We start from the raw sequence: 23,596 nt of genomic DNA, 5'->3' as shown, positions 1-23,596 counted from the left end.
GTATCAAGCCATAAACCGGGCAAGGATTTGCCGGCTTCTGGCGTCCAGCGCAAACAAGTCTTCGACAATGAACTGCATGCCGTTTGCATGGGTCAGCACCAGGCGACTACCACCCAGTCGTCGAATGCTTTCATCCGTGGGCAACTCAAACTTGCAGGGCCCTTTGTCGGTTTCCAAGGTCCAGATGCTTGGCGTGGAGTACGTGGACACCGAAGTAATTCGCAGCACCGAGGGCCTGAACTCTCGCACAGCAAGGTACTCTTTCGCCACTGCTTGTGAGTCGGCGTCCAGTTGATCAAGCCGGTCCAGCCAGGCCAGTTCCTTGCTGTACTCATCCACAATTGAAATACTTTCGTCAGGCGCGGAAAAAGGAAATGCCAACACCGGCATGACTTGGTCTGCCACCAGTGCATTGCCTTTGTACAAGGCCAACTTGCCTTGAGTTGATTCACGCAATCGCCATTCATTCATATTGGGCTTGCTCCTGCTTCAGTTTTTCCTGGGCCTGGTGCAAATGCCAAAAATGCGACTTCGCTGCCAGCAGTTCATCGTGCGGCCCCTCTTCTACCACCTTGCCACGGTCCATTACCACAATGCGGTCAGCTTTGCGCAACGTTGAAAGTCTGTGTGCAATCGCAATGGTTGTCCTGCCCTGCACCAGATTGTCCAAGGCTTTCTGGATCTCCTTTTCTGTTTGAGAATCAACCGAGCTGGTGGCTTCGTCGAGAATGAGGATTTTCGGATCAATCAACAGTGCGCGTGCAATCGAAATACGCTGGCGCTCACCGCCCGACAAACTTTGACCACGCTCACCGACCAAAGAATCGTACCCATGCTGCAGTCGCAAAATAAATTCGTGCGCGTGTGCCAATCGAGCCGCTGCGATAATTTCTTCACGGGTGGCATCGGGGCGTCCATACGCAATGTTTTCTGCAATGGTGCCGAAAAACAAATACGGCTCTTGCAATACCAAACCAATGTTGCGGCGATAACTTCCCATCTCGATCTGGCGAATATCAATACCGTCGGCCAATACAGCGCCATCGCTTACATCGTAAAAACGACACAGCAAATTCACCAAAGTGGATTTACCCGAACCACTGTGACCCACCAAGCCAACCATCTCACCCTGCTTGACCTTCAGGCTGACACCGTCGAGCACTTGCCTGCTGCCATAGCGGAAGGACACATTGCGCAATTCCAGCTCACCTTTGAGCTGATCGATTTTCACCGGGTTTTCAGCTTCCGGCACAGAGGACTTGTAATCGAGAATGTCAAAAATTCGCTTGGAGCCAGCTGCCGCTTTTTGGGTCACTGACACAATTCGGCTCATGGAATCGAGCCGCGTATAAAAACGACCTATGTAAGCCAGAAACGCCGTGAGCACACCCACGGTGATGTCGTTGTTCATGATCATCCAAATGCCCGAGGCCCAAATCACCAAAATACCCAACTCGGTCAACAAGCTAACCGTGGGTGCAAACAGTGACCAGGTTTTGTTGATTCGGTCGTTCACCTCCAGGTTACGGGTATTGGCTTTCAGGAAGCGATCCGACTCCCTGCGTTCCTGAGCGAAAGCCTTCACAACGCGAATACCGGGAATGGTATCGGTAAGAATGTTGGTGACTTCTCCCCACACTCGATCCACTTTCTCAAACCCAGTGCGCAATTTTTCACGCACCAGGTGGATCATCCAGGCAATCACCGGCAAAGGCAGCAAAGTCAGCAAAGCCAGCTCAAAATCAATGTTCATCAAGATGACGGCGGTCATCACAATCATGATGACATCGGTGATGAAATCGAGGGCATGCAGCGAAAGGAACAAATTGATTCGATCGGTTTCCGCACTGACACGCGCAATTAAATCGCCGGTGCGTTTTGCGCTGAAATAATCAAGCGACAAACTCATCAAGTGGTTGAATGTGGTGGTTCTTAAATCGGAACCGATTCGCTCAGACACCAAAGCCAACAAATAGGTTCTGGCCCAGCTCAGCACCGCAGCCACCACGGAGGAAATTAACAAAGCGCTCAGATAAAATGTGGCCAACTCGGTATTCATGGGTTGGCCGTTCTGGAATGGAATCAGCACCTCGTCCATGAGCGGCATGGAAAGATAGGGCGCCACAAGTGTTGCCGCAGTGGAAAGCAAAGTCAAAACCAGCCCGGCAAACAGACGCCAGCGATAGGGGTGCGCAAACTGCCACAAACGCAACAAGGCACGAGAGGACACTGGCTCGTCAAAACCGGCCTCGTCCAACTCATCTTCGGCGAGCAAACGTGGCACTGGATGCTGAATTTGGGCAGTGTGCGCCATGCCCTGCTCAAATTCGCGCACAGCGGTTTCAAGCAGCTCAACGAATTCTTCAAGTGCGCGATGCAAACTGAAGCTTGCGTAGAAATAAAATACCTGCCCGGAGTCAACCTGAATCAAGACCGTTGAAAGACCGGAATGATCAGACATGGAAATTTTTTCAATGCTCGCGAAAGGTGCTTTGAAAACAGGCGCCTGCAAGTCTCTGTCTACCACAATTAATTCATGGGCGTTAAAGGCTACTAGGCTGCGAGAAAACTCACGCCGAGTATTCATGTCAGCGACAAACACTGCTTGGGTTGGCGTGTTTGCGGTCCATACCTCTGAAAGTCGTTGTACTTCGTTTTCAGACGGTGAAAATCCAACGATTTTCAATGAGATTACCCCCTCAGTTCGCGAATTCGCTGATGTTACACCACTATTTCCAGCGACACGGAGTTAACATTGATCGAAAATCCAATCCTAGAAAACAAACCTGCCGGCACTCAGCTTATGACGCAAAAACGCCTTGAAGTACTCCGAACCATGTGGCTTGATGGCCCAAATATCTGGACCTATCGAAGTTGTATCGAGGCGTTGGTGGATATACAGGAACTGGAACAGTTTCCATCCAACTTGCTGCCAGGCTTTTACGAGCGATTAACGGCTTTGCTACCCGGTTTGGTTGACCACCGCTGCGGAATTGGTGAACCAGGCGGTTTTCTGCTGCGCGTGCGCGAGGGCACCTATGCTGCGCACATGCTCGAACACATCGTCATTGAACTACACACCCAGGCCGGGCTTGAGGTCGGTTTCGGCAAAGCCCGAATGACCAGCAAGGACGGTGTTTACAAAATGGTGTTTCGCACCCCCGATCCTGTTGTCGGCATGGCTTGCCTGGAGGCCGGTGTGCGGCTGTTACACGCTGCCATTGAGGGCACCGAGTACGACTTGCAGGCCGAACTGAAGGTGATCAAACTTCACTGTGACATGCATGGCCTGGGACCAAGTACCCAACATATTCTAGACGCCGCCTATGAACGGCGCATTCCTATCGTTCGCCTGAACGATGGCAACCTGGTTCAATTGGGCCATGGAAACAAACAACAGCGAATCTGGACAGCTGAAACATCGAAAACATCGGCAATTGCCGAGGGCATTGCCGCTGACAAGGACCTGTGCAAGGAATTGCTGGCCCAATGTGGCGTGCCGGTTCCCGAGGGCGCATTTGCAAAGACAGCCGAACGTGCGTGGGAAATTGCGCAGGAAATCGGCTTGCCCGTGGTGGTTAAACCAGTGGATGGCAACCAGGGCCGCGGGGTTTCACTTGAGCTGGACAAACAGGAAGACATTCAAAAAGCCTGGGCACTGGCTTATGAAGAAAGCTACAGCGGCGTGATTGTAGAGAAATTCATACGGGGTGTGGAGCACCGTGTGCTGGTGGTCAACTACCAAATCGCGGCAGTTTCGCGTGGGGAGCTGGTCAGCGTGAAAGGCGATGGCCAATCTACGCTGCAAAACTTGATCGATCTGCAAATTAATGCCGATCCACGGCGCGGTGAAACAGAAATCACGCCACTTAAAACAATCCGCATTGCCTCAAACCCTGTGGTGACGCTGGAAGTTCAGCGACAAGGCTATCAAGCCGATTCGATCATTCCCCTCGACAAACAGGTCATCATCGAGCGAAACAGCAACGCCTCTGAAGATGTGACCGATTTGATTCACCCTGAAATTGCGCGACTGTGTTGCATGGCTGCGCGTGTTGTTGGGCTGGACGTGGCGGGTATTGACCTGGTGTGTGAGCACATTGACCAGTCCCCCAAAGGGCAATCGCTGGCTGTGGTCGAAGTCAATGCTGGCCCTGGGCTGCTAATGCACATCAAACCCGCCAGGGGGCAGGCACGCAACGTGGGCAAACCCATTATTGAGTCGCTGTTCCCCGGTGATGCGAATGGTCGAATTCCCACCATTTCTTACTCGGGCGGCAAGGAAATCGATGGTTTCGGCCCCGAACTCACCGAAATTCTTGAAGACCAGGGCCACAAAGTAGGCTTGGCCTGCGACCAGGGTTTGGTCATGAACGGTCGCACCATTAACAAAGCTCCTTCAGCCAACTGGCAATCGGGTCGAAATTGCCTGATCAACAAGAACCTTGACACACTGGTCATGCAGGTCAAAGCCAGCACAATTTTATCGGAAGGCCTGCCTTTTGACCGATCAAGCCTGGCGGTCATTACCAGCATGGGTTCAATGGATGGGCTGAACGAATGGGACATTCTCACCAAAGAGCAGCACTTCAATGTGATGCGCACGTTGGTGGACCTGGTGCTGGCTAGTGGTCACGCCGTGGTGAATGCCGACGAAGTCAGCCTGTTACCCTTGAAAGACCTGTGCGATGGAAAGGTAATCTGGATCAGCAACAGCGCTGACAATCCAATTGTTACCGAACATGTCAAAAATGGCGGTATGGCAGTGATTTATCAAAGCGAGAACATCCATTTCATGGGTACCCGGGCGGAAGCCGAACAAAGAAGTCCCATACCCCTGAAACAGCCCCCTGTGAATTTGACCAAGGCACTGGCTCTGGCTGCTGCAGGCTGGGCGATGGATGTGCCCCACCACCTGCTGCGCGCCGATCTTCGGCAGCGCTATTGACCCCATGCCGATGCACACAACAGGTTGAAAAATTATGAAAATTGAACGCATTCGCGCCTTGCGCGGCCCCAATTTGTGGAGCAAAAACACCAGCATGGAAGCCTTGGTGTTTTGTGAAGAAAATGAACGCTTGTACGATCGGTTCGCCAACATTGAAATGCGGGTACGCAGCGCCCTGCCCGGCATTGGTTCACTGCGGGCCACCGGGTTCGAACAAAGCAATATTGCACTGGCTCACATTTTAAGCCGTGCCGCCCTGCGCTTTCAGGTTGAGGCGGGCTCGCAGGTCACCTTCGCCCATGTGGCCGACAACATCACCACAGGGTACTTTCGGGTGGTGGTGCAGTACGAAGAAGAAGAATTGGCGCGTGCTGCCTTTGAAGAAGCTCACCAACTTATCCTGGCTGCACTGGCCGGGCAAGACTTCGACGCGAAATCAGCCATTGAACGGTTGAAAGAGGCTTTTGAGGACTGCAAACTTGGACCAAGTACCGGCTCAATTGTCAATGCAGCCTTGCGCCGGGGCATTCCCATTCGCCGCCTGACACAGGGCAGCCTTGTGCAATTGGGCTGGGGCTCAAAAGCACGCAGAATCCAGGCTGCGGAAACAGACACCACCTGCGCCATTTCTGAAGAAATTGCGCAAGACAAGGACCTGACCAAAACCATTTTGTCTGCCGCGGGTATTCCAACCCCCAAAGGCAAGCTGGTCAAGACTTTCGAGGAAGCGCTAGAGGCGTTTCGCGAACTGACCCAAACCACCAAAAAAGGGGTGGTGATCAAGCCCAGCGACGGCAACCAAGGCAAAGGCGTAACCGTCAATATTGTCGATGAAGAACATTTGCGCGTTGCATTTGATGCCGCCAAAAAACACGGCAGTGGTGTACCCATTGTGGAGGAATTCATTCCTGGCCATGACTATCGCTTTCTCGTGGTGGGAGACAAACTGGTGGCCGCAGCACGTCGCGAGCCTCCATCCGTAGTGGGCGACGGCGTCAATTCAATTGCGCAACTCATTGAAATCGAAAACTGTAACCCACTGCGCGGCGAGGGCCACGGCAGTGCGCTGAGCAAACTTCGGCTCGATGAAATCGCAATAGCCCGGATCAAGAAACAGGGTTTCACTGCTGAAGCAGTACCCGGGCAAGGTGTTCGAGTCGTACTGCGCAACAATGCAAACCTGAGTACCGGCGGCAGCGCAACCGATGTCACCGACAACGTACACCCCGCCATGGCAGAAATGGTCATTCAAGCCGCACAACAAATCGGCATTGAAGTGTGCGGCGTTGATGTCGTGTGCGAACGCGTAGATGAATCACTTGAAGCCCAAGGTGGTGGCATTGTGGAATTGAATGCCGCGCCTGGCTTGCGCATGCACCTGGAACCCTCGATTGGCAAGGGCCGCGATGTCGGCGCAGCAGTCATCGATTTGATGTTCAAGAAAGACGAAAACGGTCGAATTCCAGTGGTGGCGGTGACCGGCACCAATGGAAAAACCACCACCGTTCGCCTGATTGAACAAATTTTGCGCTATCACAACCTGCGTGTCGGCTTTACGGGCACCGAGGGTGTTGTCGTGAATGGCCACCTGATTGACACAGGCGATTGCAGTGGCCCGAAAAGTGCCCACAAAGTTTTGGTTCACCCCGAAGCAGATGCTGCGGTGCTTGAATGCGCACGTGGTGGCATGTTGCGTGAAGGCCTGGGCTTTGACATGTGCGACGTGGGCATTGTGACCAACATTGGCGAAGGTGATCACCTTGGCCTGAACTTTATTGACAGCGTGGAAGACCTGGCCTTGCTGAAAAGCGTGTTAGTGCAAAACGTAGCCCCGGAAGGGCTTGCTGTGCTGAATGCCGATGACCGACATGCCGCCAACATGGCCAAGCTGACACCAGGCCGCGTGCTGTTTTTCACCAGCAACCCCGACAATCCGATTGTTGCTGCACACAAAGCCAAAGGCCGCCCCGTGATTATTCACGATGGTCGGGTCATCAATATCAGCTATGACGACACCGAGAAAACCATCGACCTGATGGATGTGCCATTGACCAACAATGGTTTGTTCACCTTCCAGGTGCAAAACGTGATGTGCGCTGTTGCTGCAGCATTGGCCCTGAATGTGCCCTTAAACACCATCCGTGCAGCACTGGGCAGTTTTCAGTCAACGCCCGACACAGTCCCTGGTCGCTTTAACTTTTTCAAGCACAAAGGTGGCTCAGTGATTGCCGATTACGGCCACAATCCCGATGCGGTCTCTACTTTGGTGAACACACTGAAAAACATACCTGCGATCAAACGCACGGTGGTGATTAGTGCTGCAGGCGATCGCCGCGACCAGGACATTATCGAACAGGGTCGATTGGTGGGCGGCTTTTTCGATCACATTATTTTGTATGAGGACGCCTGCCAGCGTGGTCGCCCAGACGGTGAAACCCTCGCCCTGCTGCAGCAAGGCATTGCCCAATCCAGCAGCGATAAAAAACGATCGGTGGTGGAGGTGCGCGGTGAATTCAAAGCCATCCAGATGGCACTGGATGAAACCGCAGCGGATCACCTGGTGCTGGTGTTGATCGACCAGGTGAATGAAGCACTGCAGTACCTGCAAAGCAACACAAGCGGCGAGACCGAAGCCACGCGCGCTGCAGTTTAAATACCAAGCCGCTTTAACATGCGGTGAAAATTACCGGAATCGAGCCCCAGTTGTCTGGCGGCTGCGGCTCGATTGTCATCGGTTTGCTTCAGCACCTGCTGAATCAGGTTTCTTGAAAACTCATCCACGGCATCGCGATAATCCATGCCACCCATCGGGGTACTCATTTCAATGTCCGGGTGACGATGAAGCCGAACATGTTCCTGCCCTGCTTCGGTCAATAGGTCCAGGTGCTCAAGCTCCACGGTCACCATGGGGCCGGCTTCATCCCGGCGTGCCTTCAACGCTGCGCGCCCCAATGTGTGCTCAAGTTCTCGCACATTACCCGGCCAGTTGTAACGCTTTAAGGCCGCCTCGCAACCACGACCCAAACGAAGATTTCGCAACCCCAACCGACTGCGGTTTTGTTCCAGAAAATAACCGGCCAGCAACACCACGTCGTCGCCCCGCTCACGCAAAGGCGGAATGTGCAAAGGGTAAGCACACAAACGGTGATACAGATCAGCCCTGAAGCGCCCTGCTTTCACTTCGGCAGACAAATCGCGATTGCTTGCCGCAACAATGCGAACATCAACCCGATGCTCCCTGTCGCTGCCCACACGCTGCACTTGCCCGCTTTGGAGCACCCGAAGCAGCTTGGCTTGCGCAGAGGCACTTAACTCGCCCACCTCATCCAGAAACAAGGTGCCCTCGTTGGCCAATTCAAACTTGCCCTGCCGATCGCGCTCAGCCCCGGAAAACGCACCCTTAACATGACCAAACAACTCGCTTTCAATCAACTGGTCAGGCAAAGCCGCGCAATTAATCACCACCAAGGGTAAATTGGCGCGACTCGACATGGCATGCAGAGCCTGCGCAACCAATTCTTTGCCTACACCGGTTTCGCCATGAATCAGTACTGCCAGCTGACTACTGGCAACGGTCAAAATTTCATGCTTTAGATCGCGAATGGGTTTGCTGTCGCCAATCATTTCCCGGCGAGACAATTGAACGCCCTCCAATGCCTGCAAAGCATTGCCATTGCCCTGACTCAGCTTCAAGTTGGTCAAGGTTCGCTCGTTCAATTCAGCCAAATGCACCACAGCCTCGCCCAAGCGGGCGAACATGGCCATGGCCCGCTCAACCTTGACGTCGAACACCCCTGCCTTCAAAGAATCAAGGGTAATCGCACCCCACAACTTGCCATTGACATGCAGGGCACAACCCATGCAGTCGTGCACAGTCAAATCCCCCGCATGCACCCCTTCCAGCAGACCATCGTAGGGATCAGGCAGCGTGGACTTGTTTGGAAAATGAGTGACCCCCCGGTAAGTGACAATCGCATTTAAGCGGGGATGCTCATTCAATTCAAAGCGGCGCCCCAGGCTATCCGGCGTCAAACCCCGAACGACCAATGGCTTTAAGGCCGAGCCTTCCTTTTTTAGCAAGGCACACGCGTTGCCCGGCAATGCCGCTGCCAATGAATTCACATAACGTGCATACCGGGTCTGCGGATCCAGGTCAGCGCCCAAGTCCTCGATCACCGCCATCACAAAACTGGACATTTCCATATATTGTCACTTTAACAATTATTGTGTTATTAACAATAATATCACATTGTTTTTAGCACAATCTTTTGAAATATTTAACAAATCCATAATTATCAATTAATTATATTAATCAATAGCTTAAAAAAATTTTAACGTCTGGCATGGATCTTGATAGTACTTGTCACCGAGAAGCATGTGTCAATTTACAATCACGCGAAAAAGGAACATCAACATGTCAGTGAGCACCGAACAAAAACAATGGATCAAGGCAACCATTCCCGCACTTGAACAGGGCGGCGAGGCCTTGACCACGCACTTTTACAAACTGATGTTCAGCAAATACCCGGTTACAGCCACTTTTTTCAATCCGGCTCACCAGCAAAAAGGCACCCAACCGCGTGCACTGGCCAATGCGGTACTGGCTTATGCAAAGCACATTGATAACCCAGCCGTGCTGATGGGTGCGGTTACCCTGATCGTGAACAAACACGTGGCACTGGGCGTTAAGGCCGAGCACTATCCTATCGTGGGCGAATGCCTGCTGCAGGCCATGAAAGAAGTACTGGGTGCAGCAGCCACCCCCGAAATTATCGACGCCTGGGCAGCTGCATACGGCCAACTGGCCGATATTTTAATTAATGCAGAAGCCAACCTGTATGCCAAACAAGCCATGTCCGCTGGAGGGTGGGAGGGGCAACGCGCTTTCAGAATTGCCGCGAAAGAGCAAGAAAGCGAACTGGTCACATCTTTTTACCTGAAACCTGTGGACGGCAAAGAGATCATGACCTTCAAGCCAGGGCAATACATTACCCTGCACTTGAATATCAATGACACAAGCATCATGCGCAACTATTCCCTGTCTGACTCACCCAATGGGGAGCACTACCGAATCTCGGTAAAACGCGAAGAAGGTGGCATGGTGTCCAACCACCTTCACAATGAATTTGCTGTGGGCGACACCGTGCAACTCAGCCCGCCCTGTGGCGAGTTTGTACTCGACGACAGCAAAGACCCACTGGTGTTGATTACCGCAGGCGTGGGGCTGACACCCGCCATTGCCATGCTCAAAGCTGTTGCCGGCCAGCGCGAGATTCGATTCATTCATGCCTGCAAGAACGTAGCGCAGCACTCATTCAAGAATTTGACTGAGCAACTGAAGGCTCAACACAGCAATATCACTACCGAGTATGTTTATGAAAATCAGCATGGCTTGATCAAAGCCCAAACCATTGAAAACAACCTGCCCAACAATGCACAGGTTTACTTTTTGGGACCAGTTGGTTTCATGGGTGCAGTGAAAAGCATGCTCGGGAAACTGGGCGTGCCTGCCGACCGTCAGCATTTTGAGTTTTTCGGCCCTGCGCAAGCCATTTGATTGATTTCAGGAACTAAGCCGACAAGCCTTTGGCTTTGCCAGAGGCTTGAGCCTGCACAAACTCCAGCAACTCATCAATTTGAAACGATTTGTCGAAAAAAGCCTTGGCACCAAGGCTTAAGCACCGGTGCCGTATGACCAAATTGGAGTAGTTGGAAAACACCACAATATTAACCGGGTGCGGATTCATCTCCAGACTTTGCTGGAGGTTCTTCAACACACCCAGCCCGGTACCTGATTCCAATTCCAAATCAACGATTGCCAAATCAGCGCATTCATTCCGTATTGTCGCAAGTGCCGCTTCCTCGGACTCCACACTTGCAATAACCTGCACACTGGGAATTTCACACAGCATCGCCTGCAACATGGTCTGCAACTCGATCGAGTCTTCAACCACCAGCACACGCAAGGGGAGCTGATCCATACAGTTTTGTTTCATGGCAGACACCTGAAACGCCCCGCCAGCGAGAAGGCCGGCGAGGCATCATGACAGCCCGTTAAGACTTGGGCTTCAACTCAATCAAATTGGAGACAGCTTTCACGCCCTCCACCTGCTTGGCCAACGCTTCGGCACGATCAATCTCGGCCTCGGTTTTGGCTTCGCCTGACAACACCACCACGCCTTGCTTGGTTTCCACATGAACACGCAAAGCGCTTACTGTTTTGTCCTCAGCGTGTTTTGCTTTCACCTTGGTGGTAATGGTGGCATCGTCCACATACTGCCCTACCGCTTTCAAGGGCTCTTTACCCTGCTCTGCGGCATAGACTGGGCTCAACGCAGACAAAGCAATACCAGAAGCAATCAAAGTTTGTGTGATCAATGTTTTCATAGTTGTACTCCTTCAAAGTGTTTGAACTGACTACTTTCAAGAAATCAAGATCAAAGGTATGTATTGATCAGGCTTCATGCGTTCAATACTACTGAGGGGCAAAACTGAGATCTGTCCGACAAGGACGATTCAATTGTAGGAATAGTCTGGCCTCAATGATTTACAACCCCAAAAGGAATACACAGATGATTCGATTGGCCATTGTTGATGATCATGCCATTGTGCGCGCTGGCTTTCGCGAAATGCTGAATGAAGAATTGGGAATGTCCATTCAGTTCGAAGCCGCATGCGCCGAAGAAGCAAAAACATTGCTTGGACAACACCCCTGCGACGTACTCATGCTCGACTTGTCGCTGCCTGATCAAAACGGCATCGACCTGCTTCGAACCGTGAAACAACGCCACGATGAAACACAGGTATTAATTATTAGCAGCTTTTCGGAAGACCGGTACGCCCTGCCAATGATTCGCAGTGGCGCAAGCGGCTATTTGTGCAAGGACTGCGATCGCAACGACCTGATCAATGCAATACACACCGTTGCACAGGGTCGCCGCTACATTTCTGCCAACACGGCTGAACTGCTTGCCCGTGAAGTGATGGGAGAAGCAGAAAAAACCGCTCATGAACAATTGTCGGAGCGCGAAATGCAGGTGTTCATTCGACTGGCGAAAGGCGAAAGCGTGTCACAGATTGCCGAGGCACTTCATCTTAGTGTGAAAACAGTCAGCACCTATCGGTCCAGGCTGCTTGAGAAACTGAGTGTTGGCAGCAATGCCGAACTTGCGACTTATGCCCACCAGCATGGATTAATCTTTGCCTGAATACATGCTTTGGATCATGGGTATATGTACTTTGATCCGGGTTCCTTGACCCGGGCTCGAGCTTAACAGCAACTTTCCATTGAACATTTGGGCACGGTGTTTCATTCCGGCAATGCCGTGACCATGCAATTCAATGTCTTGGGTATCAAATCCAACACCGTTGTCTCGAATACTCAGGCACACCTCATCCGCCTCCTCACTCAAACTCAGCCACACCCGGCTGGCCTTCGCGTATTTTCGAATGTTGTTCAGCGACTCTTGTGCCACGCGAAACAATGCCAAAGACTGTTCAGCATTCAGATTCAATTCACGATCCGGGAAACTCATTTCAATCGGCAAATCAATTTCAAATTGCTGCCCAAGTGAGCGCAGTGCCTCGACCAACCCCAAACCTTTCAGCAAGGGGGGTTGTAAATCGTCCACCAAGCGGCGCGTCAGCGTAATGGTGCTGCCTATATTCTCGATCAAACGCAATAAGCGCTCTTGCACATCGTCTGCCAATTGCCCGCCTAGCGAACGGCGTAGCCAGCCAGCGTCCATTTTTGCCGCAGTCAGTGCAGACCCCATTTCATCGTGCAACTCACGGGCAATGTGCTGGCGCTCCTCCTCTTGTGCAGTGGTCAGGTTGCTGGCCAGGTTAGTCAACTCCAGTGTGCGCGCCGACACCTTCGCTTCAAGGCGACTGTTTTCGGTTTTCAACAGCTCCTGAATGCGGGCCCGCAGGGCCACCTGCCTTTGCTGCACCACAAACAAACCAACAATCAACAACAGGGACGCAATACCCAAGGCATAGCCCACATACTGAATTTTGTCGGCTCTTGCCAAATACATGTTCTCAAGGTCCTGATGAGCCTTTTCCCGCCGCGCTTTCAGTATCGCGAGTCGAACACGAATTTGGTCCATCAGTTGTTTGCCAAGTTCCCCGTGCTCCTCCGACAAAGCCACTGGTGCCTTGCCTTGGCTCAACATTTCACCCAGATACTGAAACTTCGCCTCAACCAGGCGCTTCAAAGCCTGCAAGTCTGCATGATCATCTGAACCTGGTGGAATATCAAAATTCATGGAAGCCATCAACGGCTCCAGTCGGGCTGCGGTGCTGCGGTAGGGCTCAAGATAAACGTCGTTGCGCATCAGCAGGAACGACAAGGCACTGGCCTCGGCATCCACCAGCAAAACCCACAACTGATCAAGGCGATCAATTCTTTTTTGATTGATTTCGGCCATCGCCATCACCTCGGCATTCATTCTGGAATGGGTGTAGGTGATGCCCAACAAGGCCAGCACCATGGCGCAACCAAAGATGAAAAGCCAATAGGGACGACCATGCCGAATCTGGCTTCGCACGGATCGAATTGACGAGTGAACAGAATTATTCAAACAGACCTTTAAAGACGCACAAAGGCCACTTCTCAGGTGGCCCGGCTTTGATTCAACCCAAGCGTTTCAAATAACTACGGCCTGGATTTAATCAAGTTCACGACAAAAGTAATTGCCGCAAGCACAATGAAAATGAAAAACAATACTTTTGCAATTTCCACCGCACCGGCCGCAATACCACCAAATCCAAACAAAGCAGCGATTAATGCAATTACAAAAAACACAACTGCGTAGTGCAACATGATCAACTCCTTGGGGGTTTAATTGGTTGACGCTTTACAGTAAACGCCTTAAGTGGAAAAGTAGGTCAGCTTTTGCCGAAGAAGTTGTGAGCAATGTCCTACAAGCCGGTAAAACACGCCTCTATTTTCTGGTTTGCCGCCTGAAGAATAGGTTAAATTAAATACAGATCATCCCGTAACAAAAGGATCATCGTGATTCTTGTCATCGCAAACCCGAAAGCTGGCTATCTCAAAACACGCAATTCCAGCGGCAGCCTTGCGGACATTCACCGCATTCTGGGCAATGCCGGACATGTGGCATTGACTCAAAATGCACAAGAACTAGAACAGGCCCTACTTGCCTACCAAGGCAGTCCACCCACTGTAATTGTGCCTTTTGGTGGGGATGGCACCGTGTCTGCGGTTTTGGGTGCAGCGGCCAAAGTGTGGGGTGAACAGACGATTCCGCCAATTTTTCCCTTGCATGCAGGCACCATGAACATGATCGCCTGGGACGTGTATCCAAAAACAGCGCCGCTAAAAGCACTGCGCTGGTTGGTTGAACACCAGGCAAACGCCCTTTTACACAGCACACCGCGCTACCCCGTTAAAACCTCGGGCGAACAGTACGGATTTGTATTTGGTTTCGGCGTCACGGTGAACTTCATGCACGCCTATTACAGCCTGGGCAGTGGCCCTGTTGCTGCCGCCAAACTCTTGGCCAAAATTGCCTGGGGAATTATTCGCCAAAGCGAATTTGTAGACAGGCTTTTTTCAACAGTTAAAGGGCAGCAAATCCGCAACGGCGCAGCGCCACAGCAATTTGCCTGGCAGGCCTGCCTTGCGCTGAGCATTCAGTGTTTGCCACTTCGATTTCGTGTATCCACCAGCGGCGGGCCACAGGCCCAACAAGACATGTGCCTGATCGCAGGCGTACCCAACAAACTTGCGCTTGTGTTGAACCTGTTGAGAATCTGGTTCGGGACCATGCCAGCCAGCGTCGGCGTCGAGCGCAGCACCATTTCCAGCATTGAATTTCAGTTTGACGCGCCAACAGCATGGCAACTCGACGGCGATGTGCACCCGCCTGTGAATTCAATTCAGATCAGCAGTGCCCCTGCTGTTCAATTTGTGGCCATGGAATAAAAAAAGGGATCCCAAGCGGGATCCCTTTTTCATTCTGGCGGAGACGAGAGGATTTGAACCTCCGATACCCTTTTGGGGTATGCTCCCTTAGCAGGGGAGTGCCTTCGACCACTCGGCCACGTCTCCAGAAGGCCGAATTATACACGGTTTCGGCCAAAATGTTGAATGCAGGCGCAAATCGCTTTCAAGCAAATTACGCCGTATTCAAACAACTCAAACTTCAGTTCAAGCCGCTTCTTTTTCAAGGCCAAAAGCCTTGTGAAGTGCACGAACCGCCAACTCCATGTACTTGTCATCGATCAACACCGACACCTTGATTTCCGAAGTAGAAATCATCTGGATGTTAATGCCCTCTTCTGACAAGGTTTTGAACATCAAGCTGGCCACGCCAACATGCGAGCGCATGCCAATGCCCACAATCGACACCTTGCACACATTCGTGTCGCCGGCCACTTCACGTGCACCCACGCTGCCTTGAATCTTGTTCTTCAACAAGTCCATGGTTTTGTTGAATTCATTGCGGTGTACGGTGAAGGTGAAATCGGTGGTGCCATCCGAACCCTGGTTCTGAATGATCATGTCCACATCGATATTGGCCTCGGCAACCTGACCCAGAATTTGGTAAGCCACACCGGGCTTGTCGGGCACGCCACGAATAGTCACTTTTGCTTCATCACGGTTGAAAGCGATACCGGAAACAACGGCCTGTTCCATATGTTCATCATCCTCAAAAGTAATCAGCGTGCCGGAAACCTTTTCTTCGTCCAGCGACATCATTGGATCGGTCAGGCTGGAAAGCACTCGGGTAGGCACACGGTACTTGCCGGCAAATTCCACTGAACGAATTTGCAGAACCTTGGAGCCCAAAGAGGCCATTTCCAGCATTTCTTCAAAAGACACCACACGCATGCGGCGCGCCTCAGGCACCACACGGGGGTCGGTGGTGTACACACCATCGACATCGGTGTAAATCAGGCACTCTGCCGCACCCATGGCTGCAGCAATGGCCACAGCCGACGTGTCTGAGCCACCACGGCCCAAGGTGGTTTGGTTACCGGCATCATCAATACCCTGAAAGCCCGTGATGATCACAACCTTCCCGGCATTCAATGCAGCTTTCACGCGTGTGTCGTCAATCGACTCAATGCGTGCCTTGGTGTGGCTGCTGTCGGTTTTGATGGGCACTTGCCAACCAGAGAAACTGATTGCATCCAGACCCTCTGCTTTCAAAGCCATGGCCAACAAAGCCACAGACGCCTGCTCACCAGTGCAACACAGCATGTCGAGTTCACGGGGATCAGGCTCAGCCTGAATTTCCTTGGCCAGGCCAATCAAGCGGTTGGTTTCGCCAGACATAGCCGACGGCACAACCACCATTTGAAAACCTGCGCGGTGCCATTTGGCGACACGCTTGGCTACATTCTTGATACGTTCTGTGGACCCCATGGAGGTGCCACCGTATTTATGTACTATCAGTGACATAGTCAGATCGCCCTGCACAAATAAAAAGCGCGAACCATTTCGCGCTTTTAAATCAATCAGTTGAACATTTTACCTGAAATTCCCGCTGCACTTATTGATTCGCGGAATAACCCAGGTTCATTTGCAAGCCTGCCGACTCCAGCACCTCCGGGTGCTTGCGCATGTACTCAAGCCGATCCAGATACTCTGTGGTGACGTCGCCGGTGATGTACGAGCCATCAAAACAACTTGCGTCAAAGGTTTGAATTTTGGGATTCAAATCACGCACAGCGCGTTTCATGTCGGCGATGTCTTGATAAAACAAGGCATCGGCACCAATCTCCGCACAAATTTCCTCATCGGTCCGACCCGACGCAATCAGTTCATCACGCGTGGGCATGTCGATACCGTAAACGTTGGGGAAACGCACAGGGGGCGCGGCCGAAGCAAAAATCACCTTCTTGGCACCCGCTTCACGGGCCATTTGTACAATCTCGCGGCTTGTGGTGCCGCGCACAATCGAATCATCCACCAAAAGCACGGTTTTGCCTTTGAACTCAACGGAAATTGCGTTCAACTTTTGGCGCACGCTTTTCTTGCGAACCGCCTGGCCGGGCATGATAAAGGTACGACCGATATAACGGTTCTTGATGAACCCTTCCCGGTAAGGCACACCCAATTGATTCGCCAACTCCAAAGCTGCGGGGCGGCTTGAATCAGGAATGGGCATGACTACATCAATTTCACCGGCAGGCATGCCTTTGCGAATTTGATCGGCCAGGTATTCACCCATTTTCACGCGGGCTTCGTACACGCTAATGCCGTCCATCACTGAATCGGGGCGCGCCAAATACACATACTCAAAAATACAGGGGTTCAGTGACGATTTCTCGGCGCACTGCTGCGCATGAAGCCTGCCGTCGAGATCTACGAATACGGCCTCGCCCGGATCAATGTCGCGCACAAACTCAAAACCCATACCGACCAGCGCCACGGATTCCGATGCAAACATGTACTCGGTGCCCTGCTCTGTTTCAGCCTTGCCCAAAGCCAGCGGGCGAATACCAAACGGGTCACGGAAGGCCAGCAAACCGTAGCCTGCAATTTGAGCCACACAGGCATAGGCACCACGCGCACGGGCATGAACGCCAGCAACAGCGCGGAAAATAGTGACTGGATCAAGCGAGTAACCCGATGCATTCGATTGAAGCTCGTGGGCCAATACATTCAACAGCACTTCGGAATCGGAATTTGTATTGATGTGGCGACGATCGTTCTTGAACAGCTCGGCTTTCAAACGCTCGCTGTTGGTCAAGTTGCCGTTGTGGGCCAACACCAAACCATAAGGCGCATTCACGTAGAAAGGCTGTGCTTCATCGGAGCTGGCTGCAGAACCCGCAGTGGGGTAACGCACATGACCAATGCCCATATTGCCAGGCAATGACCGCATATTGCGGGTGCGGAATACATCGCGCACCAAGCCGTTACCTTTGGACATCGAGAACGAATTGCTGTGCGCCGTGGCAATACCTGCGGCATCTTGACCGCGGTGTTGCAACAACAGCAAGCTGTCGTAAAGAATTTGATTAACAGGAGAAAAACCGGCAATACCGACAATCCCGCACATTGAAAGCTCCTAGTAGCGCACCCATTTGCCCACACTTTCAGGCAAATGCGGCTTGATTTCTCTCATCGCATCTACCGCCAAGGGGGACAACATGGCGTTTCGCCAAAATGGCTGTTCCGGAAGCGAGGTAAACCCAGCCCCAGTAACCAGCACCAACACAATAAATAAACCACGCGCGAAGCCGAACGTAGCACCCAGGCCACGGTCCGCAAAACCCAAACCTGCTGCAGCAACAATTTTGCCCAACAGTGAAATCAGAATGGCACCCACCAACATGGTTGCAAAAAACGCAGCAGCGCAGCCAATAAGGGCTTTCATGGGAGGGCTCAGCGATTCCGCCCAGTCCATGTACACCGCCAAATCCGCGCCATAGCGGTTTGCAACCCAGAAAGCCAACACCCAGTTGGCCAGGGAAAGCACTTCTTTGACCATGCCCCTGAACACACCCAGAATGACCGACAGCACCACCACGGCAATGACGATGTAATCAAATATCGTCACTGCACCACTCTCCCGGAGGAGTAACCAGCAGCAGCCAGCTTGGCCTTGGTTTCATCCGCCTTGGTTTGACCAGCGATTGGGCCAACCCTGACCCGGTACACGGTGCCGTCGGCAGTGCTGGTGGACTCCACCTTGGCAGGAAAACCCTTGCCACTCAATTCTTTGCTCAATGCATCCGCACGAAGCTTGTCGCTGACCGCAGTCACTTGCACCCAAAACACCTCGGCTTTGGCAAAAGCCGCGATGGGGTCCTCAACCTTAGGTTCCACCTTAGGTTCCACTTTGGCCTCTGGCTTAGGTTCCACCTTAGGCTCTACCTTAGGTTCCACCTTCGGTGTTGGCTTTGGGGCTGCCTTGGGCTCGGACATGACGGGGGGTGGCTCTACAGCAGGTGCAACGGGCGCAATGGCCACGGCTTGCTCCTGAGTAGACTGAGGTGCTTCTATTTTGGGTGACTCGGGTACCTGTGCAGCTTGCGCAGGAATTTCAGCTGAGGGACGATCAGGTACCACCAGCTCAACGTCGCTGCTGGTTTGGGAAGGTTCATTTTCCACCAACGCAGGAACGATGATAATGGCCGCCAGAAAAAGTGCTATGGAGCCTACCAATCGCCTTCTGGATCTGCGTTTTAACTCATCAACTGGATCGTTGTTGACTTTGTTCCTGGCAGTAGAACGCGAATTTGAACTCACCTGCACTCCTGAAAAAAATTAACCGGGACGTTTTCGAAGCGCTTCTTTGGCTTGCATGGCTTGCGCCACAACCAGGAAGGATCCAAAAACCAGAATTCTATCATTGGGTGGCACTGCAGAAGTGACCACCGCATACGCTTGACTCACACTCTCGTAGCTCTGCACACTTTTTTCAGGTGGCTGCTTCGCAATACCGCCTTTGGCCAATGCCTGGGAATTGGCTACCCAGTCAAAAGCTACTGAATCCACACCAGCCAGTTCAAGCTGCTGCTTCAACTGCGCAGTGCTGCGACCACGATCGCCTTGCAGCGGCACCAAATGCCAATGGTCGACCCTGTCTTTCAACGCTTTGACCACCTCCACTGCGTCTTTATCGGCCAGCATCCCGAAAATACAATGGGTGTAGGGGAAAAAACCCATGTTGTCCAGGCTTTCACGCAAATGCGCAGCTGCATGCGGATTGTGTCCAACGTCTAAAACAACACTGGGTTGACCCGGCAACACTTGAAAACGCCCCGGCCATTCCACCAAAAGAAACCCCTGACGAATGGATTGCGCAGGAACCGGCAAGCGATCGCGAACCGACTCAAGCGCAGCCAGCGCAGCCGAGGCATTCAACAATTGATTGGTGCCACGCAATGCTGGATAAGCCAAAGCGGCACGGCGCATGCCGCGACCACCATAGGCCCACTGCTGCTTGTCCCCGCCGTAGTTGTAATCGCGGGCAAACAACCACAAATCAGCACCGATTGCGTTGGCGTGATCAATCACGCTTTGGGGCGGTTTGGGGTCGCCCACAATCGCGGGTTTGCCGGCACGGAAAATTCCCGCCTTCTCGCGACCAATGCTTTCGCGGTCTGGCCCCAGAAAGGCTTGGTGATCAATGTCAACGCTGGTACATATCGCGCAATCCGCATCAAAAATATTGACCGCATCAAGGCGCCCGCCCAAGCCCACTTCCAGAATTACAGCATCCAGCTCAAGGCGAGAAAACACCAGAGCAACCGCGAGCGTGGTGAATTCAAAGTAAGTCAGGGAAATGCCGGTTGCTGTGCGAGCCAGCTCCACCTGCTCAAAGGCTGAAATCAACTCGGGCTCAGCCACCTCTTGCCCATCGATTCGTGCCCGCTCGGTAAAGCGAATCAAGTGGGGCGAAGTGTACATGCCCACCTTGTAACCCGCCTGAATCAGAATACTTTCCAACATGGCACAAGTGGACCCTTTGCCATTGGTCCCCGCCACGGTGAACACGACCCCGTTCAACACAAAACCCATGTGCTGCTGAACCACCTTCAGGCGGTCCAGACCCATGTCGATCGGCTTGCTGTGTATCAATTCCAGATAGGCGAGCCACTCGGTAAGCGTGGCGTTGGCTGCTGGTTTTGCGGGTTTCTGTTCGGGTACTGCTTGAGTCATAAGTGTTCAGGCGGCCTGATCAATCTGTTTTTTCAACAACAGCGCCAAAAGGCTGGCCAAGGTTTTTTTCATTTCACGGCGATCCACGATGCAGTCTACTGCACCCTTTTCCATCAGGAATTCAGCGCGCTGAAAACCTTCCGGTAGTGTTTGGCGCACAGTTTGTTCAATCACGCGGGGCCCGGCAAAACCGATCAACGCTTTGGGTTCTGCAACCACCACATCGCCGAGAAAGGCGAAGCTTGCCGACACGCCACCCATGGTTGGGTCGGTCAACACGGAAATGTAAGGGAGTTTGGCTTGGCTAAGTTTGGCCAACATGGCTGAGGTTTTCGCCATTTGCATGAGCGAACCCAAACCTTCTTGCATGCGGGCACCACCAGAAGCAGCAATGCTGATGAACGGCACATTGGCATCTAGCGCAGCCTGTACGCCACGGCAGAAGCGCTCACCGACCACCGAACCCATCGAGCCGCCCATGAAATCAAATTCAAAGCAGGCAATCACCACCTCCATGCCGTTCATGGTGCCTTTCTGCACCACCAGGGCATCGGTTTCACTGGTAGATTCCTTGGCTTCATTCAAACGCGCTGTGTAGCTTTTGCTGTCCTTGAATTTCAAGGTGTCCATGGGCAGCACTTCCTGACCAATTTCCACACGCTCATCGTTGTCGAACAACAAATTCAAACGCTCACGCGAACCAATGCGCATGTGGTAGGTGCACGAGGGACACACCATGGCGTTGCTCACCAAGTCGTTTTGGTACAGCACCGCATCACAGCTTTTGCACTTCGCCCAAATGCCTTCCGGCACGCTTTTTTTGGCAGCGTCGCCGGGAGTTTTCGACGAAATGCGTGGTGGAATAATTTTGTCAAACCAACTCATACACTTTCCCTTGCTGAGGTATTTTTATTTTGAGCCGAACTTTGAATCAAGCGCGGCACGAATCGGGGCAATAAACTTGCCCGCCAAAGCGGCGGCCTCTTGTGGGCTGCCTGCTTCCAGAGTTTGTATCAAGGCTGAACCAATCACCACTGCATCGGCAGACTCGGCCACGCGGCATGCTGATTCAGCATCGCGAATGCCAAAGCCAACGCCCACAGGCACGTTGGTGAATTTGCGGATGATAGGCAATTTGGAGCTGACTTCAGCCGCATTCAGATTCTGCGCACCCGTCACACCCTTCAGTGAGACGTAATACACATAACCACTTGCCACTTTGGCCACTTTTTCAATGCGTTCATCCGACGAAGTGGGTGCCAGCAAAAAAATCGGATCCAGTTCAGCTGCCCGAAGAAACTTGGAGAACTCGATCGATTCTTCTGGTGGATAATCCACCACAAGCACACCGTCTACCCCAGCCTTTTTGGCTTCAGCCACATACTTTTCAACACCCATGCGTTCGATGGGGTTCGCATAACCCATCAACACAATGGGTGTGTGTTGGTTGGTTTGGCGAAACTCGGCCACGTAATCAAGAATTTTGCGTGAAGTAACGCCTTTTTCCAAGGCACGCTCGCTGGAACGCTGAATCACAGGGCCATCGGCCATGGGGTCAGAAAAAGGTACACCCAACTCAATAACGTCAGAACCTGCGTTGGCCAAGGCATGCAACATGGCCACGGTTTGACCCGGATCAGGATCACCACCGGTGACAAAGGGAATTAAACCCTTGCGCCCTTCTTCTTTTAACTTCGCGAAAACTGCTTTGATTCTTGACATGGTGTGTTGTAAAAATTATTTCTTGTTGCAGGCCATTTCTGCGCCTGTTTTGCAATCGGGGTGGCAGTAAAACTCGGCACCACTCAGGCGCGCCACGGTGTGCATATCTTTGTCGCCGCGGCCTGACAAATTCACCAGAATCACCTGGTCTTTCGGCAGGGTTTTGGCCAGTTTGGCAGCATGGGCAAGTGCGTGGCTGCTTTCCAGCGCGGGAATAATACCTTCAATGCGGCAGCACTGGTGGAAAGCCTCCAAGGCTTCTGCATCGGTAATTCCCACGTATTCTGCTCGGCCAGAATCTTTCAACCATGCATGTTCAGGACCCACGCCGGGATAATCCAGACCAGCAGACACGGAATGAGTTTCAATAATTTGGCCGTCGTCACTTTGCAGCAAATAGGTGCGATTACCATGCAACACACCAGGTGTGCCAGCACTCAGTGATGCGGCATGCTTGCCGGTTTCAATGCCCTCGCCAGCAGCCTCAACACCCACCAGTTTCACACCATCCACGTTCAAGTAAGGGTGAAAAATACCCATGGCGTTTGACCCGCCACCCACACAAGCCAGTACGTAATCAGGCTGCTTGCCCACCATGGCTGGCATTTGCTGAATGCATTCGCTACCAATCACGCTTTGAAAATCACGAACCAACATGGGATAAGGATGCGGACCGGCCACTGTGCCAATGATGTAAAACGTGTCTTCCACGTTGGTAACCCAGTCGCGCATGGCTTCGTTCAATGCGTCTTTCAGGGTTTGGGAGCCTGAAGTAACCGGAATGACTTCAGCACCCAGCAACTTCATGCGAAACACGTTCTGTGCCTGTCGGGCTACATCTTCTTGCCCCATGTACACCACACACTTCATGCCGTAACGCGCTGCCACGGTGGCAGTGGCCACACCGTGCTGACCCGCGCCAGTCTCGGCGATTACGCGGGGCTTGCCCATGCGCTTGGCCAACATGGCCTGCCCAATGCAGTTGTTTACCTTGTGCGCACCCGTGTGGTTCAGGTCTTCGCGCTTGAAATAAATTTGCGCACCGCCAACCAGATCAGACCAGCGCTTGGCGTGGTAAATGGGGCTGGGGCGACCTACAAAATACTTCAACTCACTTTCAAATTCTGCCAAAAACTCTGGATCGTTTTGATAATGTGCGTAAACGCTTTTGAGTTCTTCAAGGGCGTGAACCAGGGTTTCAGATACGAAGGTGCCGCCGTAGGGGCCGAAATGGCCTGTAGCGTCTGGAAATTCATAGGGTTTGTTCATGATGCTGC

20 protein-coding genes and 1 tRNA gene are annotated in these 23,596 nt (G+C 52.5%); 5 read left to right on the top strand and 16 right to left on the bottom strand.

What is annotated here, in order from left to right; genetic code table 11:
* Positions 1–3 precede the first annotated feature (3 nt).
* Positions 4–471, bottom strand: a complete 468-nt coding sequence (locus tag ACVL1J_RS09270) for a cyanophycin metabolism-associated DUF1854 family protein (protein ID WP_341236611.1) — start codon at positions 469–471, stop codon at positions 4–6.
* Positions 464–2,587 (bottom strand): cyanophycin metabolism-associated ABC transporter, encoded by a 2,124-nt coding sequence (locus ACVL1J_RS09265; protein WP_341236644.1) that lies wholly within the window; start codon positions 2,585–2,587, stop codon positions 464–466. The genes ACVL1J_RS09270 and ACVL1J_RS09265 overlap by 8 nt, the downstream gene beginning before the upstream one ends.
* A gap of 216 nt (positions 2,588–2,803) precedes the next feature.
* On the opposite strand from ACVL1J_RS09265, the gene ACVL1J_RS09260 reads away from it, so the two are divergent.
* Together ACVL1J_RS09260 and cphA are read left to right on the top strand one after the other, a co-directional pair.
* On the top strand, positions 2,804–4,948 hold the full coding sequence (locus tag ACVL1J_RS09260) for a cyanophycin synthetase family protein (protein WP_341236610.1): 2,145 nt from the start codon (positions 2,804–2,806) through the stop codon (positions 4,946–4,948).
* A gap of 34 nt (positions 4,949–4,982) precedes the next feature.
* Positions 4,983–7,601 (top strand): cyanophycin synthetase, encoded by a 2,619-nt coding sequence (gene cphA / locus ACVL1J_RS09255; protein ID WP_341236609.1) that lies wholly within the window; start codon positions 4,983–4,985, stop codon positions 7,599–7,601.
* On the opposite strand, the gene norR is transcribed toward cphA, so the two are convergent.
* Positions 7,598–9,151, bottom strand: a complete 1,554-nt coding sequence (gene norR / locus ACVL1J_RS09250; protein WP_341236608.1) for a nitric oxide reductase transcriptional regulator NorR — start codon at positions 9,149–9,151, stop codon at positions 7,598–7,600. The genes cphA and norR overlap by 4 nt on opposite strands.
* 211 nt (positions 9,152–9,362) lie before the next feature.
* Between norR and hmpA the strand changes: the two genes are divergently transcribed.
* Positions 9,363–10,505, top strand: a complete 1,143-nt coding sequence (gene hmpA / locus ACVL1J_RS09245; RefSeq protein WP_236550870.1) for an NO-inducible flavohemoprotein — start codon at positions 9,363–9,365, stop codon at positions 10,503–10,505.
* 13 nt (positions 10,506–10,518) lie between these two features.
* Here hmpA and ACVL1J_RS09240 read toward each other — a convergent pair whose 3' ends face one another.
* Both ACVL1J_RS09240 and ACVL1J_RS09235 read right to left on the bottom strand, forming a co-directional pair.
* Positions 10,519–10,944 (bottom strand): response regulator, encoded by a 426-nt coding sequence (locus tag ACVL1J_RS09240; protein ID WP_159570579.1) that lies wholly within the window; start codon positions 10,942–10,944, stop codon positions 10,519–10,521.
* Positions 10,945–11,002: 58 nt separating this feature from the next.
* Positions 11,003–11,335, bottom strand: coding sequence for a BON domain-containing protein (locus ACVL1J_RS09235; RefSeq protein WP_159570582.1), 333 nt, complete (start codon positions 11,333–11,335; stop codon positions 11,003–11,005).
* 185 nt (positions 11,336–11,520) lie between these two features.
* Between ACVL1J_RS09235 and ACVL1J_RS09230 the strand changes: the two genes are divergently transcribed.
* Positions 11,521–12,156, top strand: coding sequence for a response regulator (locus tag ACVL1J_RS09230; RefSeq protein WP_159570585.1), 636 nt, complete (start codon positions 11,521–11,523; stop codon positions 12,154–12,156).
* On the opposite strand, the gene ACVL1J_RS09225 is transcribed toward ACVL1J_RS09230, so the two are convergent.
* Positions 12,142–13,500: a sensor histidine kinase gene (locus ACVL1J_RS09225; RefSeq protein WP_491665310.1), complete on the bottom strand. Its 1,359-nt coding sequence runs from the start codon at positions 13,498–13,500 to the stop codon at positions 12,142–12,144. The genes ACVL1J_RS09230 and ACVL1J_RS09225 overlap by 15 nt on opposite strands.
* Before the next feature lie 107 nt (positions 13,501–13,607).
* Positions 13,608–13,775: a DUF1328 domain-containing protein gene (locus tag ACVL1J_RS09220; protein WP_138518522.1), complete on the bottom strand. Its 168-nt coding sequence runs from the start codon at positions 13,773–13,775 to the stop codon at positions 13,608–13,610.
* 192 nt (positions 13,776–13,967) lie between these two features.
* On the opposite strand from ACVL1J_RS09220, the gene ACVL1J_RS09215 reads away from it, so the two are divergent.
* The gene (locus ACVL1J_RS09215; protein WP_491665309.1) at positions 13,968–14,900 is read left to right on the top strand and encodes a diacylglycerol/lipid kinase family protein; all 933 of its coding nucleotides are present in this window, start codon (positions 13,968–13,970) and stop codon (positions 14,898–14,900) included.
* Between the two features lie 35 nt (positions 14,901–14,935).
* On the opposite strand, the gene ACVL1J_RS09210 is transcribed toward ACVL1J_RS09215, so the two are convergent.
* From ACVL1J_RS09210 to trpB, 9 genes are all read right to left on the bottom strand, one after another.
* Positions 14,936–15,026 (bottom strand) — tRNA-Ser (locus ACVL1J_RS09210).
* 99 nt (positions 15,027–15,125) lie between these two features.
* Positions 15,126–16,382 (bottom strand): aspartate kinase, encoded by a 1,257-nt coding sequence (locus ACVL1J_RS09205; RefSeq protein ID WP_159570594.1) that lies wholly within the window; start codon positions 16,380–16,382, stop codon positions 15,126–15,128.
* Positions 16,383–16,473: 91 nt separating this feature from the next.
* A complete protein-coding gene (gene purF, locus ACVL1J_RS09200; RefSeq protein ID WP_491665308.1) occupies positions 16,474–17,988 on the bottom strand; it encodes an amidophosphoribosyltransferase in 1,515 nt (504 codons plus the stop codon).
* A gap of 9 nt (positions 17,989–17,997) precedes the next feature.
* Positions 17,998–18,489: a CvpA family protein gene (locus ACVL1J_RS09195; RefSeq protein WP_159570600.1), complete on the bottom strand. Its 492-nt coding sequence runs from the start codon at positions 18,487–18,489 to the stop codon at positions 17,998–18,000.
* Positions 18,486–19,181, bottom strand: a complete 696-nt coding sequence (locus ACVL1J_RS09190) for an SPOR domain-containing protein (RefSeq protein WP_159570602.1) — start codon at positions 19,179–19,181, stop codon at positions 18,486–18,488. Before ACVL1J_RS09190 ends, ACVL1J_RS09195 begins: the two co-directional genes overlap by 4 nt.
* Before the next feature lie 18 nt (positions 19,182–19,199).
* Entirely contained in the window at positions 19,200–20,597 is a 1,398-nt protein-coding gene (folC, locus tag ACVL1J_RS09185) for a bifunctional tetrahydrofolate synthase/dihydrofolate synthase (RefSeq protein ID WP_491665307.1), read from the bottom strand.
* Positions 20,598–20,603: 6 nt separating this feature from the next.
* Positions 20,604–21,482 (bottom strand): acetyl-CoA carboxylase, carboxyltransferase subunit beta, encoded by an 879-nt coding sequence (gene accD, locus ACVL1J_RS09180; protein ID WP_159570608.1) that lies wholly within the window; start codon positions 21,480–21,482, stop codon positions 20,604–20,606.
* A 24-nt stretch (positions 21,483–21,506) separates the two neighbouring features.
* Positions 21,507–22,319, bottom strand: a complete 813-nt coding sequence (gene trpA / locus ACVL1J_RS09175; RefSeq protein WP_159570611.1) for a tryptophan synthase subunit alpha — start codon at positions 22,317–22,319, stop codon at positions 21,507–21,509.
* A gap of 15 nt (positions 22,320–22,334) precedes the next feature.
* Entirely contained in the window at positions 22,335–23,588 is a 1,254-nt protein-coding gene (trpB, locus tag ACVL1J_RS09170) for a tryptophan synthase subunit beta (protein ID WP_341236604.1), read from the bottom strand.
* Positions 23,589–23,596: the final 8 nt, after the last annotated feature.

The sequence above is a fragment of the Limnobacter sp. G6BE5S genome, from assembly GCF_058448965.1.
The sequence above is the reverse complement of the archived record's forward strand: the minus strand, read 5'-3'. Positions and strand labels throughout refer to the sequence as shown.

Excerpts from the sequence above, each read along its gene's own strand:
- trpB (WP_341236604.1), bottom strand. The coding sequence starts at position 23,588 with ATGAACAAACCCTATGAATTTCCAGACGCTACAGGCCATTTCGGCCCC.
- ACVL1J_RS09265 (WP_341236644.1), bottom strand. The coding sequence starts at position 2,587 with ATGAATACTCGGCGTGAGTTTTCTCGCAGCCTAGTAGCCTTTAACGCC.
- hmpA (WP_236550870.1), top strand. The coding sequence starts at position 9,363 with ATGTCAGTGAGCACCGAACAAAAACAATGGATCAAGGCAACCATTCCC.
- accD (WP_159570608.1), bottom strand. The coding sequence starts at position 21,482 with ATGAGTTGGTTTGACAAAATTATTCCACCACGCATTTCGTCGAAAACT.
- ACVL1J_RS09260 (WP_341236610.1), top strand. The coding sequence starts at position 2,804 with ATGACGCAAAAACGCCTTGAAGTACTCCGAACCATGTGGCTTGATGGC.
- ACVL1J_RS09205 (WP_159570594.1), bottom strand. The coding sequence starts at position 16,382 with ATGTCACTGATAGTACATAAATACGGTGGCACCTCCATGGGGTCCACA.
- ACVL1J_RS09270 (WP_341236611.1), bottom strand. The coding sequence starts at position 471 with ATGAATGAATGGCGATTGCGTGAATCAACTCAAGGCAAGTTGGCCTTG.
- ACVL1J_RS09220 (WP_138518522.1), bottom strand. The coding sequence starts at position 13,775 with ATGTTGCACTACGCAGTTGTGTTTTTTGTAATTGCATTAATCGCTGCT.
- trpA (WP_159570611.1), bottom strand. The coding sequence starts at position 22,319 with ATGTCAAGAATCAAAGCAGTTTTCGCGAAGTTAAAAGAAGAAGGGCGC.
- folC (WP_491665307.1), bottom strand. The coding sequence starts at position 20,597 with ATGACTCAAGCAGTACCCGAACAGAAACCCGCAAAACCAGCAGCCAAC.
- norR (WP_341236608.1), bottom strand. The coding sequence starts at position 9,151 with ATGGAAATGTCCAGTTTTGTGATGGCGGTGATCGAGGACTTGGGCGCT.
- ACVL1J_RS09230 (WP_159570585.1), top strand. The coding sequence starts at position 11,521 with ATGATTCGATTGGCCATTGTTGATGATCATGCCATTGTGCGCGCTGGC.
- purF (WP_491665308.1), bottom strand. The coding sequence starts at position 17,988 with ATGTGCGGGATTGTCGGTATTGCCGGTTTTTCTCCTGTTAATCAAATT.
- ACVL1J_RS09235 (WP_159570582.1), bottom strand. The coding sequence starts at position 11,335 with ATGAAAACATTGATCACACAAACTTTGATTGCTTCTGGTATTGCTTTG.
- ACVL1J_RS09240 (WP_159570579.1), bottom strand. The coding sequence starts at position 10,944 with ATGAAACAAAACTGTATGGATCAGCTCCCCTTGCGTGTGCTGGTGGTT.
- cphA (WP_341236609.1), top strand. The coding sequence starts at position 4,983 with ATGAAAATTGAACGCATTCGCGCCTTGCGCGGCCCCAATTTGTGGAGC.